7 protein-coding genes are annotated in these 14,569 nt (G+C 66.0%); 6 read left to right on the plus strand and 1 reads right to left on the minus strand.

The window, feature by feature from the left end; translation table 11 throughout:
- Nucleotides 1–16: 16 nt before the first annotated feature.
- From AC56DI_RS16940 to AC56DI_RS16965, 6 genes are all read left to right on the plus strand, one after another.
- The gene (locus AC56DI_RS16940) at nt 17–622 is read left to right on the plus strand and encodes a YqiA/YcfP family alpha/beta fold hydrolase (RefSeq protein WP_496347196.1); all 606 of its coding nucleotides are present in this window, start codon (nt 17–19) and stop codon (nt 620–622) included.
- Nucleotides 623–639: 17 nt separating this feature from the next.
- The gene (parE, locus tag AC56DI_RS16945; protein WP_496347197.1) at nt 640–2,538 is read left to right on the plus strand and encodes a DNA topoisomerase IV subunit B; all 1,899 of its coding nucleotides are present in this window, start codon (nt 640–642) and stop codon (nt 2,536–2,538) included.
- Complete coding sequence (locus AC56DI_RS16950) at nt 2,535–3,536, plus strand: esterase-like activity of phytase family protein (protein ID WP_496347198.1); 1,002 nt, start codon at nt 2,535–2,537, stop codon at nt 3,534–3,536. Before parE ends, AC56DI_RS16950 begins: the two co-directional genes overlap by 4 nt.
- Nucleotides 3,533–4,057, plus strand: a complete 525-nt coding sequence (locus AC56DI_RS16955) for a retropepsin-like aspartic protease family protein (protein ID WP_496347199.1) — start codon at nt 3,533–3,535, stop codon at nt 4,055–4,057. Before AC56DI_RS16950 ends, AC56DI_RS16955 begins: the two co-directional genes overlap by 4 nt.
- Before the next feature lie 7 nt (nt 4,058–4,064).
- The gene (parC, locus tag AC56DI_RS16960; RefSeq protein WP_496347200.1) at nt 4,065–6,326 is read left to right on the plus strand and encodes a DNA topoisomerase IV subunit A; all 2,262 of its coding nucleotides are present in this window, start codon (nt 4,065–4,067) and stop codon (nt 6,324–6,326) included.
- 137 nt (nt 6,327–6,463) lie between these two features.
- Nucleotides 6,464–8,656: a putative bifunctional diguanylate cyclase/phosphodiesterase gene (locus tag AC56DI_RS16965; protein WP_496347201.1), complete on the plus strand. Its 2,193-nt coding sequence runs from the start codon at nt 6,464–6,466 to the stop codon at nt 8,654–8,656.
- A gap of 3 nt (nt 8,657–8,659) precedes the next feature.
- Here AC56DI_RS16965 and AC56DI_RS16970 read toward each other — a convergent pair whose 3' ends face one another.
- Nucleotides 8,660–14,464, minus strand: a complete 5,805-nt coding sequence (locus tag AC56DI_RS16970) for an alkaline phosphatase D family protein (protein WP_496347202.1) — start codon at nt 14,462–14,464, stop codon at nt 8,660–8,662.
- Between the last annotated feature and the right edge of the window lie 105 nt (nt 14,465–14,569).

Genomic DNA, 14,569 nt, shown 5'->3' on the forward strand with positions numbered 1-14,569 from the left:
TTGTAGCCTCCCGGCCATGACTAGCATTCTTTATATCCACGGCCTCAACAGCTCGCCGGCTTCGCGCAAGGCCCAGCAACTGCTGACGGCCATGCAGCGCATCGGCCTGCAGGCGCAGCTGCGCATGCCGGCCCTGCACCATCACCCGCGCCAGGCCATGGCCCAGCTGGATGAGCTGATCGCCGAGCTCGGCCAGCCGGTGCTGGTCGGCAGTTCCCTCGGCGGCTACTATGCGACCCACCTGGCGGCGCGGCACGGGCTCAAGGCCCTGCTGATCAACCCGGCGGTACTGCCGCACAAGCGCTTCGATGGCTACCTGGGCGAGCAGACCAATCATTACAGTGGTGAAACCTGGCAGTTGACCCACGACCACGTCGAGGCCCTGGCCGAGCTGGCGGTGCCGGCACCGCAAGATCCGGCGCAGGTGCAGGTGTGGTTGCAGACGGCCGACGAAACCCTCGATTACCGTGCGGCGGCCAGCTACTACCAGGCCTGCGCCCTGCGTATCCAGGCCGGCGGCGACCACAGTTTTCAAGGCTTTGCCCGCGGCTTGCCGGCGCTGTTGGCCTTTGCCGGGATCGATTCCCGTGCGTGGCGGCAGCACGATTTTTCTGACCTTTAGACACGATAAGAGACCCCATGGCCCAGCAGAACGCCTATAACGCAGACGCCATCGAAGTCCTCTCCGGCCTGGACCCGGTGCGCAAGCGCCCGGGCATGTACACCGACACCAGCCGGCCCAACCACCTGGCCCAGGAAGTCATCGACAACAGTGTTGACGAAGCCCTGGCCGGTCACGCCCGTTCGGTGCAGGTGATCCTGCATGCCGACAATTCCCTGGAAGTGTCCGATGACGGCCGCGGTATGCCGGTCGACATCCATCCGGAAGAGGGCATTTGCGGCGTCGAGCTGATCCTCACCAAACTGCACGCCGGCGGTAAGTTCTCCAACAAGAACTACCAGTTCTCCGGTGGTTTGCACGGTGTTGGTATCTCGGTGGTCAACGCCCTGTCGACCCGCGTCGAAGTGCGCGTGCGCCGCGACGGCAACGAGTACCGCATCACCTTCGCCGATGGCTACAAGGCCAGCGACCTGGAAGTGATCGGCACGGTGGGCAAGCGCAACACCGGCACCAGCGTGCACTTCTGGCCGGACGCCAAGTATTTCGACAGCTTCAAGTTCTCCGTCAGCCGCCTCAAGCATGTGCTCAAGGCCAAGGCCGTGTTGTGTCCGGGCCTGTCGGTCAGCTTCGAGGACAAAGCCAGCGGCGAGAAGATCGAGTGGCACTATGAGGACGGCCTGCGCTCCTACCTGGTGGATGCGGTCAGCGAACACCTGCGCCTGCCCGATGAGCCTTTCGTCGGCAGCCTGGCCGGCAATAAAGAGGCGGTGGACTGGGCCCTGCTGTGGCTGCCGGAAGGCGGCGAAAGCGTGCAGGAAAGCTACGTCAACCTGATCCCCACTGCCCAGGGCGGCACCCACGTCAACGGCCTGCGCCAGGGCCTGCTGGATGCCATGCGCGAGTTCTGCGAGTTCCGCACCCTGCTGCCGCGCGGGGTCAAGCTGGCCCCGGAAGACGTCTGGGAACGCATCGCCTTCGTCCTCTCGATGAAGATGCAAGAGCCGCAGTTCTCCGGGCAGACCAAGGAGCGCCTGTCGTCCCGCGAGGCCTCGGCGTTTGTGTCTGGCGTGGTCAAAGATGCTTTTAGCCTGTGGCTCAACGCCAACCCCGAGTTGGGTTTGCAGCTGGCCGAACTGGCCATCAACAACGCCGGTCGGCGCCTGAAAGCCGGCAAGAAGGTCGAGCGCAAGCGCGTCACCCAGGGCCCTGCATTGCCGGGCAAGCTGGCCGACTGCGCGGGTCAGGACCCGATGCGCTCCGAGCTGTTTCTGGTCGAAGGTGATTCCGCCGGCGGTTCAGCCAAGCAGGCGCGCGACAAGGAGTTTCAAGCGATCCTGCCACTGCGTGGCAAGATTCTGAATACCTGGGAAGTCGACGGCGGCGAAGTGCTGGCCAGCCAGGAAGTGCACAACATCGCCGTGGCCATCGGGGTCGATCCCGGTGCTGCCGACCTGACCCAGTTGCGCTACGGCAAGATCTGCATTCTCGCCGACGCCGACTCCGACGGCCTGCACATTGCCACCTTGCTGTGCGCTTTGTTTGTCCGCCACTTCCGCCCGCTGGTGGATGCCGGTCACGTGTACGTGGCCATGCCGCCGCTGTACCGCATCGACCTCGGCAAAGAGATTTACTACGCCCTGGATGAGGGTGAGCGCGACGGCATCCTCGATCGCCTGGTGGCCGAGAAGAAGCGCGGCAAGCCACAGGTCACGCGTTTTAAAGGCCTGGGTGAAATGAACCCGCCGCAGCTGCGCGAAACCACCATGGACCCCAATACCCGCCGCTTGGTGCAACTGACCCTGGATGACTTCAGTGTCGCCGAAGAAATCATGGACATGCTGCTGGCCAAGAAGCGCGCTGGCGACCGCAAGACGTGGCTGGAGTCCAAAGGCAATCTGGCCGAGGTCCTGCTGTGAAGGCAGGCCTGTGCCTGTTGCTCGTCTGCTTGGCCGCCGTGGCGCAGGCCGCGCCGGCGAACAAGCCCTTGCGGTTACTGGAAGAGCGTCCGGTGGCGGCCATGACCGGTGGCAACCTGTCGGGGCTGGCCTGGTGTCAGGGCGCGCTCTGGGCGCTGTCGGATCGCGACGATCGCCGGCTGTATCGCCTGCATGCCAAACCTGGCATCTGGCAGGCCGAGGTTGAACCGTTCAGCGCACCGCTGGCGCCGCCCAGTGGTTTGTCCTGGGGCCAGCAAGTGGGCAATTGGGGTGTGGGCATCGTGCGGGGCGGTGAGCTGGATTTTGAGGGCTTGAGCTGCGATGCCGCGGGTAACCGTTATCTGGTCAGCGAAGCCCAGGTGGCCGTGCTCAAGCTGCCGGTCGAAGGTTCGCCCAGCTGGTTGCCGTTGCCAGCCAATCTGATCGGTCAGGCGCGGGTGAGCGGGTTGTTCTGGCAGTTTAACGGCCTGGTCGAGGGCCTGGCCGTGGACCCTGCCGGTACACGCCTGTGGCTGGCTGCCGAACGCCAGAATCGCGGTTTGCTGGCGCTGCAACAACAGACCTCCGGCTGGGCCTGCGCGCAGAGCTGCGTACTGCTCAGTGAGAGCGCCTATCAGCGTGCGCCCGCGCAGATGGGGGGCGAGCGCCTGCCCGTGGACTTCGCCGACCTGGCGTTTTTTGCCGGCAAATTGTTCACCCTGGAACGTCTGCAATTACAGGTCTGCCGGCGCAATCCGGCGGACGGTGCGGTGGAGCGCTGTTGGTCGTTTGCCGACACGGCGCTGGCCGAGGCGCGTCGCTATCCGTTGCCGTACGGCGTGGCAGAAGCTCTGGCGGTGGATGCCGACGGTGCCTGGATCGGCCTCGACAACGGTGCCTCCATGGGCGGTGAGGACTATGCCCGCGGGGATGGCGAACGGCGGCCGATCATCTGGCGCTTCGCCGCGCCGGACGGCGGCTGGGGAGCCTCGTCATGAGTACGTCAACGCCTGGTCGCACGGTCGGCAAGGTCATGTGGATCGTGGCCTGGCTGCTGGGGCTGTTTCTCGCCACGCGTTTTTTTGCCCAGTGGCAAGACACCCAGCGCAATCCCAATCAACAACCCGACTCCGCCCTAGGCAGTGGTTATACCGAGGTGCGCCTGGCCAGTAATGGGCAGGGGCATTTTCTCGCCAGCGGCCTGATCAACGGCGAAGCGGTGGAGTTTCTCCTCGATACCGGCGCCACCGATGTGGCCATCCCGGCGGCCCTGGCTGAGCGCCTCGGCCTGCCCCGTGGTGCGCCGATCAGCCTGCACACTGCCAATGGCACCAGCACGGGCTACCGCACGCGTCTGACCAGCCTGCAACTGGGCGACATTCTGCTCAGTGACGTGCGCGCCCTGATTGCGCCCGGCATGCACGGCGAAGAAGTGCTGCTCGGCATGAGCGCCCTGAAACAACTCGAATTTACCCAGCGCGACGGCACCTTGCTGCTGCGCCAGACCACTACGCAATGAGGCACGCATGAGCGATTCTCTGGACCTGAGCCTGGACGGCGTCGAGCGGCGCTCCCTGGCCGACTTTACCGAGCAGGCCTACCTCAACTATTCCATGTACGTGATCATGGACCGCGCCCTGCCGCATATCGGCGACGGCTTGAAGCCCGTGCAGCGGCGTATCGTCTATGCCATGAGCGAGCTGGGCCTGGACGCTGACTCCAAGCACAAAAAATCCGCGCGCACCGTCGGTGACGTGCTCGGTAAGTTCCATCCCCACGGCGACTCGGCGTGCTACGAAGCCATGGTGCTGATGGCTCAGCCGTTCAGCTACCGCTACACGCTGGTCGACGGCCAGGGTAACTGGGGTGCGCCGGATGATCCCAAGTCGTTTGCCGCCATGCGTTACACCGAGGCGCGCCTGTCGCGTTACTCGGAGGTGCTGCTGACCGAATTGGGCCAGGGCACCGCCGACTGGGTGCCGAACTTCGACGGCACCCTGGACGAGCCGGCCGTACTGCCGGCGCGCCTACCCAATATCCTTCTCAACGGCACCACCGGCATCGCCGTGGGCATGGCCACTGACGTACCGCCGCACAACCTGCGTGAAGTCGCCACCGCCTGCGTGCGCTTGCTCGATGAGCCGGATGCCACGGTCGAGCAGCTGTGCGAGCACGTCCTCGGCCCGGATTATCCGACCGAGGCGGAGGTCATCACCCCGCGCAGTGACCTGCTGAAAATCTACGAAACCGGCAAGGGCTCGGTGCGCATGCGCGCCGTGTACCGCGTCGAGGACGGCGACATCGTGGTCACCGCGTTGCCCCATCAGGTTTCCGGTGCCAAGGTGCTGGAGCAGATCGCCGCGCAGATGCAGGCCAAGAAGCTGCCGATGGTCGCTGACTTGCGCGACGAGTCGGACCACGAGCACCCGTGCCGTATCGTCATCATCCCGCGCTCCAACCGCGTGGATGCCGACGAGCTGATGCAGCACCTGTTCGCCACCACCGAGCTGGAAAGCACCTACCGGGTCAACATCAACATCATCGGCCTGGACGGCAAGCCGCAGCTGAAGAACCTGCGCACCTTGCTGAGCGAATGGCTGACCTTCCGCATCGGCACCGTGCGCCGTCGTTTGCAGTACCGCCTGGATAAGGTCGAGCGCCGCCTGCACCTGTTGGACGGCTTGCTGATCGCCTTCCTCAACCTCGATGAAGTGATCCACATCATCCGCACCGAGGACCAGCCCAAGCAGGTGCTGATGGCCCGTTTCGGCCTCAGCGACGACCAGGCTGACTACATCCTCGACACCCGCCTGCGTCAGCTAGCCCGCTTGGAAGAGATGAAGATCCGTGGCGAGCAGGATGCTCTGGCCAAGGAACAAGCCAAGCTGCAAGCCCTGCTCGGCAGCGAAAGCAAACTGCGCAAACTGGTACGCACGGAAATTCTCGCCGACGCCGAAACCTACGGCGACGCCCGCCGTTCGCCGATCGTTGCCCGCAGCGAAGCCAAGGCATTGTCGGAGAACGAGCTGCTGCCGACCGAGCCGGTCACCGTGGTGCTTTCGGAAAAAGGCTGGGTGCGTTGCGGTAAGGGCCACGATATCGACGCCACCGGCCTGTCGTACAAGGCCGGCGACGGCTTCAAAACCTCGGCGCCAGGACGCTCCAATCAGTTCGCAGTATTTATCGATAACACCGGGCGCAGCTACTCGCTGCCGGCCCACAGCTTGCCGTCGGCCCGTGGTCAGGGCGAGCCGCTGACCGGCCGTCTGACGCCGCCGCCGGGTGCCACCTTTGAGTGCGTGTTGCTGCCAGAAGACGAGGCGCTGTACGTGATCGCCTCCGACGCCGGTTACGGCTTCGTGGTCAAAGGCGAAGACCTGCAAGCCAAGAACAAGGCCGGCAAGGCCCTGTTGACCCTGCCGGCAGGCGCCCTGGTGGTGCCGCCGAAACTGCTCGGCAACCGCGAGCAGGACTGGTTGGCGGCGGTGACCACCGAAGGTCGCCTGCTGGTGTTCAAGGTCGCCGACCTGCCGCAGCTGGGCAAAGGCAAAGGCAACAAGATCATCGGCATCCCCGGCGAGCGCGTCGCCAGCCGCGAGGAATACCTCACCGACCTGGCCGTACTGCCAGCCGGCGCTACTCTGGTGTTGCAGGCGGGCAAACGCACCCTGTCGCTCAAAGCCGATGACCTGGAGCACTACAAGGGCGAACGCGGCCGGCGTGGCAACAAGCTGCCGCGTGGCTTCCAGCGCGTCGACAGCCTGCTGGTCGAGGGGTTGAACACCTAACGGCCTGCTAAACGTGGTGCCGACCTTGGTCGTAGGGGCCATTGCGTTCGTGGTCGGTCGGTATATGGTTGGCCGCTAATTGCATGACCCGGCGCTGGCGTCAGTCGTGCTTTTCTTTTCCTAAGGGTTGAGGCGTCATGGGCGATCACCACGGCAGCACCGCTCCCCTGTACAGTCGCACCAGTCACTGGGACAAGTTCTTCTTGCCCCTGCTGCTGGCGCTGGGCGCGCTGCTGCTGGCGATCTGGGGGCTGCCCGAGTCGGCGCAGCTGAAGCAGAGCAGCAGCTTGTTCCCCACTTGGCTGCACAGCATCACCGAATTGTTTGCCATGGTCGTGGCGCTGCTGTTGTTCAGCGTGACCTGGCACAGTTACCGCCGTGACAGTGCGGGCAATCTGCTGCTACTGGCCTGCGGTTTTCTCGTCGTGGGCTTGCTCGACATCGGCCACCTGCTGTCCTATCGCGGCATGCCGGATTTCATCACCCCGGCCAGCGCGGAAAAAGCCATCGACTTCTGGCTGGCGGCGCGGCTGACGGCCGCCTTGTGCCTGCTTGGAGTGTCGTTGCGCGGATGGCAGCCCTTGCACAATCCGGGGCTGCGCTGGTACTGGCTGACGGCGGCGCTGGTGCTGGTGGCGGTGGTGTTTTATTTGCAGTTGCTGCATCCAGACAGGTTTCCACAGACCTTTATTGAGGGGCAGGGCCTGACGCCGCTGAAGATTAAGATCGAGTGGCTGGTGATCGCCTTGCTTGGCGTCGCCGCCTGGCGCTTCTGGCGAGCCCGCGCGCATGCCACGAGTTATGACGCCCATGGCCTGTTCCTGGCCGTGGCGGTATCGATCCTGTCCGAGCTGTGCTTTACCGCGTACAGCAATGTGCACGATATCTACAGCCTGCTTGGTCATCTGTACAAAGCGCTGGCCTACCTGCTGCTGTACCGGGTGGTGTTTATTTCCAGCGTACGTGAACCTTACTGGCGGCTGGCCAGGGAAATTCGTGTGCGCGAGGCGGCGGAGCAGAAGATCGAGGTGCTGGCGTTTTACGACAGCCTCACGGGTCTGCCCAACCTCGACCTGTTGCGTGATCGCACCGATCAGGCGCTAACGGCCAGCCTGCGCAGCCAGCAGCATGTGGCCCTGCTGTACATGGACATCGACGGCTTCAAGACGCTCAACGATTCCCTCGGTCATTCCTACGGCGATGCCCTGCTGCGCACACTGGCGGAAGGCCTGCGCGGCCTGATTCGCGACAGTGACACCCTGTGCCGGCCGGGCGGCGACGAGTTCGTCATTCTCCTGCCCGACCTGGAGAACCCCGAGGATGCAGCGGCAATCGCGGACAAGATCATGCGCCATCTGCGTCAGCCGTTGGCGGTGCAGGGGCGCAGCATCAGCACCTCGTTGTCCCTCGGCCTGGCGGTGGCGCCCGGCGATGGCAGTGCTTTCGAGACCCTGCTGCGCAATGCCGAAACCGCCATGTACAAGGCCAAGCAGGATGGTCGGCAGACCTGGCGCTATTTCGACGGCAGCATGAACGAGGAGGCCCTGGAGCGCCTCAACCTGCTTACTGACCTGCGCCAGGCTGTGGTTGCCGAGCAGCTGTTGCTGCATTACCAGCCGCAAGTGGACCTGCGCAGCGGCGCCCTGATCGGCGTCGAGGCCCTGATTCGCTGGCAACACCCGCAATGGGGCCTGGTACCGCCGGCGCGCTTTATTCCGGCCGCAGAAGAAAGCCGACTAATCGTGCCGATCGGTGAATGGGTGATTCAACAGGCGTGCCGCCAGGCGATGGCGTGGCAGCGGGCTGGGGTGCGGGTGCCGCAGGTGGCGGTCAATGTCTCGGCGATTCAGTTGCAGTACGGCAATATCGAACAGCAGGTGCTGCAGGCCCTGGCCACTAGCGGCTTGCCGGCGACCATGCTGGAGCTGGAGATCACTGAATCCAGCCTGATCGACAATCCTGAGCAGGCCCAAGCCACCCTCAAGCGCCTGAAGGCCATTGGCGTGAAACTGTCGATTGACGACTTCGGTACCGGTTATTCCAGCCTTGCTTACCTGCGCAACCTGGCGGTGGACAAACTGAAGATCGACCAGTCCTTTGTTCGCGACCTGACCAGCAGTGCCGACAGCCGCGCCATCGTCACCGCCATTGTGCAGATGGCTCATTCCCTTGGGTTGAGCACCATTGCCGAGGGTGTCGAGGACCACGCCAGCGCCGAGGCCCTGCTGCAACTGGGCTGCCTGGAGGCTCAGGGCTACCTCTACGCCAAGCCGCTGCCTGAGGCACAGTTGAGCGCCTTTGTGCGCCAGCACGAGCCTGCTAGCGCCTAAGCCCTAGTGCAGCAGCCAGTCGCAGTGATGCTCCTGCACCTGCTGGCTGTCCAGCGGCAGGCAGCGGAACAGGGCGCGCAGCCGATAGCCGTCGTCTTCGGGTTGCAGGTGGCACTCCAGCCAGCCATCGCCTTCCCAGGCCTGGGCCTCGACCTCGGCGTGACCGTTGCCGAGGTCGATCACTTCGCCGGTCAATACACTGCTGGTCGCGACGTTGGCGAAGCGCAGCGGCGCATGCAACGGCGGCGCCACCAGGGCGTAGGCCTGCACGTCGCTGCCGGGGAAGCGGATGGTGGCGGCGGCGCAGCAGTGATAGTCGCCCGAGACAAACACCACGTTGCTGATCCCACGGTCGCGGATAAAACGCAGCAGGCGCGCGCGCTCGTCCGCGCTCAGTTGCCAGCTGTCGGCTTCGCGCGGGGCTGGCTGGCCGGCGTACTCGCGCAGGCCCGGCGCCAGCACCGAGCCGCTGAGGATGAATTTGGGCTGGCGGCCGCGGGCTTGCTCGGCCAGCAGCCAGTCCTCCAGTTGTTGCCACTGACTGTCCGTGAGCAGGCGTCTTTGCGGTGCACGCTGGCGCTGGATGCGCGTGTTGAGGGAGTAGAAGCCGGCAGCGCCAAGGCTGAAGCAAGCGTCGTGGCCTTCAGCATCCAGGGCGTCCGGGCCGTGGGCGCGCTGGAACACCTGATAGGCGGCCAGGGCATTGGTGGTCAGCTCGCGCTCGGCGGGGCCGCGCAGCAGCAGGTCGCGGCTCCAGTTGTCGACCAGTTCGTGGTCGTCCATCAGCATGTGCAGCGGTGTGCCGCGCGCTAGGGCGGCGAAGGCCGGCGAGCCAAAGGCCTCGCGGTAGCGCGGCAGCAGGCGTTCCAGCGAGGAGCTGCTGTCGAGCAGGCCGGCGCGGGCGTCGGCGTAGATCTGGTCGCCGAGCATCAGCATCAGGGCGGCCGGTTGGTGGCGCTGGCGCAGGGCCAAGGCGGCCAGGCTGGCGTCGCTGCGCTGGGCTTCCAGTTCGGTCAGCCCTGGGTGCCGGCAACTGGCGGCGAGAAAGCTGAAGCTCGGCCCCGGCTGCCATTGCTCGGCGCGCAGGCGCACCACGCATTCGCGCATCCAGCGCAGGCTGCGCCGTTGCCGCGACAGGGTGGCGGGCTGGGCGCTACTGGCCAGTTGGCGGCCCTGTTGCAGGGTGATCGCCAGCGGATGCAGCAGGGCTTGGGCGTCCGCCAGGTTGAGCGCCAGGGGCAGGGGTTCGATGCGCTTATCGATGGGCGCGGTGGGCAGCGCGTTGATCTGCGCGACGGCGGCTTCGGCACTGGCGCTTGGCAGCGGGCAGAGGCTGACCGGGGTAGCACTGCGTGCCGGGGTGCGACCGCCACTGGCCAGGGCCTCGCTGACGCTCAACGGTTGCCCCCAGTCGCTGGGCCAGTTATGCGCGCAGCGTTCATCTGCGGCGCTGTTGGCGGCGTAGCGGTGCAGGCTGACCATGGCGATGCTCAGGCTGCCGAGCCAGGCATTGGGCACCTCAATGTCAGCCAGCGCGTAGCTGATACCGGCATCGGCGGCGGGCGCCGTTTTGCTGCCCAGGGCCGCGGCCAGCGCCTGCTGGCGCAACGGCCAGGCCTGCACGCGACGCTGTGGGCCGGCGCAGACCAGGGTCATGGCGGCCACAGCTTCGCCGCTCTGGGTGTTGTCGACCTCGATCCACACGCGCAGCAGGGTGTGGTCGCCGACCTGGCGACGCCAGCCGACAATCGGCCCGGTGCGCGGCAAGCGGGCGCGCAGGCGGTTGGGCGTGGCCTGGCTGCTGGTGCGGCTGACGTAGGCGGTGTTGAAGAAACCGACCACCTCGCTAAAGATCACTTCCGGCGCGCGTTTGCCAATGGTGCAGTCGAAGTGCGCGTGTTCGGCGGCAATCAGCTGATGATCGTGGCCCTGATCCAGGCGCTCCTGGCTGAAGCCGCGACTCAGTTGGCGCCAGCTTTCGCTGCAGGATTCGGCGTCAAACAGCACGTTGTCGGCGCCGTGCAGGAGCATCAGCGGCATCGGCAGGTAGCGGCGCAGGTTGTCTTCGGTGGTGTAGACGTTCTGCCCGTTGGCATTCACCAGGCGCTCGTACTCCACGCACTTGGCCCCGTGCATAAACACGCCGAGGTTGGTGCGTCCGAAGTACTGGTCGAGCTTGGCGTGGGTCACTGGCAGCAACTGGTCGTGGCGAAACAGGCGGCTGAGGGCGCCGGCCATGCGTTTGCACGAGGTGCTGTCGGGGTGCTCATGGCGCAGGTCGTGCTCGCCGGGGCAGCGCTCGGCGGCGCTGTAGTCGAAGCTGGCGAACAGGCGGTCCATCAGCGCATGCAAGGCATCGGCCTGCACCGTGCCGGCGGAGAACTCCAGCAGCTCGCGGTTCAGGCCGTTGACCAGCAGGGCGGCCACTTGCAGGCGCATCTGCGCAGTGCTGGAGCCGATCACGAACGGCTGGAACTGCGAGAACAGCACGCCGTCCAGCTTGGCGCGGCCATTGGCATGGGTCAGATGGCCGCCGAGCAGGGACATGCCCAGGGAGGCCGAGCCGACGCAGTGGCTGAAGCAGAACAGACTGCCGGGCAGGGCCGGTTGTTCACCCTGTTCGGCTTGCAACTGGCCGAGGATATGCTCGATGGCGGCAGGGATTTCCCCGGCGGCGATATCGTCCATGCTGGAGAACTGCGCCGAGGCGCGCAGCCACGGGCTGACCCGGTATTCCAGCAGCCACACGTCCCAGCCCTGGGCGTAGAACATGGCCGCCAGGCTGCGCGGGCCGAGCTCTTCTGCGACAAAGGGCAGGGTGTTCTGGGCAAAACCGTTGAGCAGCATGATCGACTTATAACGGCGCTGACCGTCGACCACCTGGGACTCGACCTGAGCCTGGGCATAGCGCACCAGGCCAGCGCGGATCTGCTCGCCGGCCGGCTGCTCGGCATGCAGTGGCACGTGTAAGCATACCGGTGGTTGCGGGGCGATCTGCCGGCCGTCGGCCAGCGGCAGGGACGGATAAAAATCCTGCTGCAACTCGAACACCCCGGTGTCGGCGGCCAGGGCTGGGTCAGTGGCGGGCAGGTCGTTACGGTAGTCCGGCAGGCGGAAGTCGAGCATCCGGCTGCTGATCAGGTAGCGGGCGATCAGCAGCGGATAGCTGGCCATAGCCGCCAGGGCGTTGAAGGTGTCGGTGCCGTCCCGCAGTTGCGGGGCGATGCGCCGCACCATCTCGGGGATGTCCATAGCCAGGCGGCCGCTGGCCAAGGGCTGGGGTTCACCCTGGCGGTACAGCTGAATGTCCAGTTCGGTCAGTTGCGCCCAGACGCTGCGGCGCGGTAGCACCGGCCAGCCGCCGTGGCGCCATTTACCCAACAGCCAGCGGCCCAGTTCGGCCCACTCGGCGGCCGGCTGGATCAGTTTGCTGCCGCGCAGCTGGTAGTCCTGCTGGCCGTCGCTGAGCTGCAATTGATAGTCGAAGCTGCGCGCTGCGCTGGCGTGCCAGAGCAGGCGTGCCCCGCTCAACAGGTTGTGCCACAGGCCTGGAGCATTGGCCGGCTTGGCCCGGTGGCGGTCGGGCAGCCAGCGGTTGATCGCGTAGGTCAGGCCGGCGCGGGCAAAGCGGCTCAGGCGCGCCGTGGGGCTGTCGGCCAGGGCGCGAAACAGCTCGACGTGGCCACTGCGCACCTGCAAGGTCAGCGCGGCTTGGTCGGGACGGTCGATGACCAGGCGCGAAGCGGTCAACTGCTGGTCGGCGCTGAAGGCAATGGCCGCCACCCGGTGCGCGGGGCTGGCCCACAGGCGTTGCCAGTCCGGTACGTCCATCTGCAGAAACAGCGCACCGTCCCGTTGCTGGGGGGCGCTGCCGGGTTGCTCCTGCCAGGTCAGCGGGCCGCGCAGCACCTCGGCGAGAACTGCGCCGCTGCTGACCGTCTGGGCGCGTTCGAATGGCGGCGGCACCTGCGGGTAGGCCGGCAGGCTGACCGCATTGGGGCGGCCTGCAGGCAGTTCGGCCAGGGTCAGGCGACAGGCGCGTTCGGCCAGGGCGGTGATGGTCAGCAGCGGGTTGACCCCCAGGGAACTGGGGATAATCGAACCGTCCAGCACCTGCAGGCTGGCGTGCACGCTGCCGTCCTGACGAAACACCTGACCGCGTTCATTGACCACACCGTCTTGCACCCCATCGGCCATCCGGCAGCCACCCAGCGGGTGCACGGTGACCCAGCCGGCTTCTGGCGCGGGGCCGCTGAGCACCTGGGCAATGTCGTCGGGCAGTACGCCAGAGGTCGGGTTGGGCAGGAACTCGCCGCCGAGCTGCTGGATGCAGGCCATACGCTGGCGATGCAGCTGCGGTGCAGGGTCGGCGGCCTGGGCCGGCCAGCTCCAGTTCAGGCGTGCGCCGGGGTCGTTGAGGGTGGCCTGGCCGGCGGCTGAGTCGTGGCCCATGCCGAGCAGGGCCAGGCTGCGCTGGATCAGTTGCGGGTCAACCGCCAGCGGGTCGTGGCCTGGGCGGCTGCGCAGGCCGAAGCGGTTGAGTTGCGGCAGCACGCCAAGGGTGCTGAGCAGTTCGTTGGCCAGCGGCGCGAGCAGGCCAGGAATGCCGCCGTCTTCGATGATGGTGCTGCGGCGGTGGTCTGCATGATCGTCAAAGCGGATCACCGCGCTGATGGTCGGCCCGCTGCTGTTGGTGGCGCCCGCTACGCTGCTGCGGCCAATGCCGTCGGCTATGTCGGGCAGGGCATAGGCGGCGCAGAGGTCGTCGCCGTTGGCGGAAATCCCCTGGCCAAGCCAGGCGCTGGCCACATCCAGGCCCTGGCGTTGGGAGCGCAGGAGGATTTCGCTGGAGCCGAAGGTGCCGGCGCTGAGGATCATCCGCGCGGTGCGGATACTGAAGCCGTAGTGCTCAAGCTCGGCGGCGCCGTTGCGCTGCAGGGCGCCCCACTGCGCGCGCTCGCTGGTGCGCACGCAATGCACGCGCCAGGGGTGGCGGACGTCGCTGGGCACGTGCTCGACAGACAGCACGCTGACTCGGGTGAATAGCCGTGCGCCAGCCTGGCAGGCGCGCGGCAGGTAGGTCTTGTCCAGGCTCAGCTTGGCCTGGTGGTTACAGCCGGATACGCAGTTGCCGCACCCTACGCAGGCGGCCCGCGGGCCTTGGGCCTGGGATGGCTGGTCGCTGAACTCGATGGCCAGTGGCACGTCTTCGCAGCTGACACTTAACAGCGGGTTGGCACTGGTGCTGGCGGCGGCGCGGCCGATTTGCTGCAGGCGCTGGTACTTGGCCGTGCGTTGCGGCACGCACGTGCTGCTGGCGGCCTGGGTAGCTGGTGTCTGCACCTGCAGGCCAGCGCCGGCGCGCTGGAAGTCATCGTCCAGGTTGGCACTTCGAATAGCTTGCGGCCAGGGGCTGTGGGCGAACACCCGTGGGTCGGGGCGCAGGGCCACGGCGGCGTTGATCAGGCTGCCGCCGCCCAGGCCATTGCCGACCAGGGCCGAGGCGCGTTGGCCGAGGCGGAAATCGAACAGGGCGTCTTCATTGCCGACGGAATTGGCGCCTTGGTTGGCATGTAGCTCGGCGCGGATGAAGCCGCCGGTCTGGCTGAGGTCGCTGGGAAACTCGCCGGCCAGGTATTCGTTGCCGCGCTCCAGCAAGGCCACGCTCTGACCATGCTCGGCAAAGCGCAGGGCCGCGACTGCACCGCCATAGCCAGAGCCAACCACCAGCACGTCGGGGCAATAAGGATTGTTCGGGTCCTGGCTGAGATTGATTAACTGTTCGACGTCCTGTGCGAGCCACTGCATGCGGCTGACCTCCCTGTTCAGGTTGTGGGTGTCACCCGTTGCTGGCGCTGCAGCACCAGGCAGCCGGGTGACGCAGCGAGTGTAACTGTCACGTGTGGAAAAAGT

Source organism: Pseudomonas sp. BGA-UO-ETr-WB11 (assembly GCF_059567785.1).

What these genes read in the sequence shown, in the direction of transcription:
- AC56DI_RS16940 (WP_496347196.1), top strand. Translation starts at nt 17, where the DNA reads ATGACTAGCATTCTTTATATCCACGGCCTCAACAGCTCGCCGGCTTCG.
- parE (WP_496347197.1), top strand. Translation starts at nt 640, where the DNA reads ATGGCCCAGCAGAACGCCTATAACGCAGACGCCATCGAAGTCCTCTCC.
- AC56DI_RS16955 (WP_496347199.1), top strand. Translation starts at nt 3,533, where the DNA reads ATGAGTACGTCAACGCCTGGTCGCACGGTCGGCAAGGTCATGTGGATC.
- parC (WP_496347200.1), top strand. Translation starts at nt 4,065, where the DNA reads ATGAGCGATTCTCTGGACCTGAGCCTGGACGGCGTCGAGCGGCGCTCC.
- AC56DI_RS16965 (WP_496347201.1), top strand. Translation starts at nt 6,464, where the DNA reads ATGGGCGATCACCACGGCAGCACCGCTCCCCTGTACAGTCGCACCAGT.
- AC56DI_RS16970 (WP_496347202.1), bottom strand. Translation starts at nt 14,464, where the DNA reads ATGCAGTGGCTCGCACAGGACGTCGAACAGTTAATCAATCTCAGCCAG.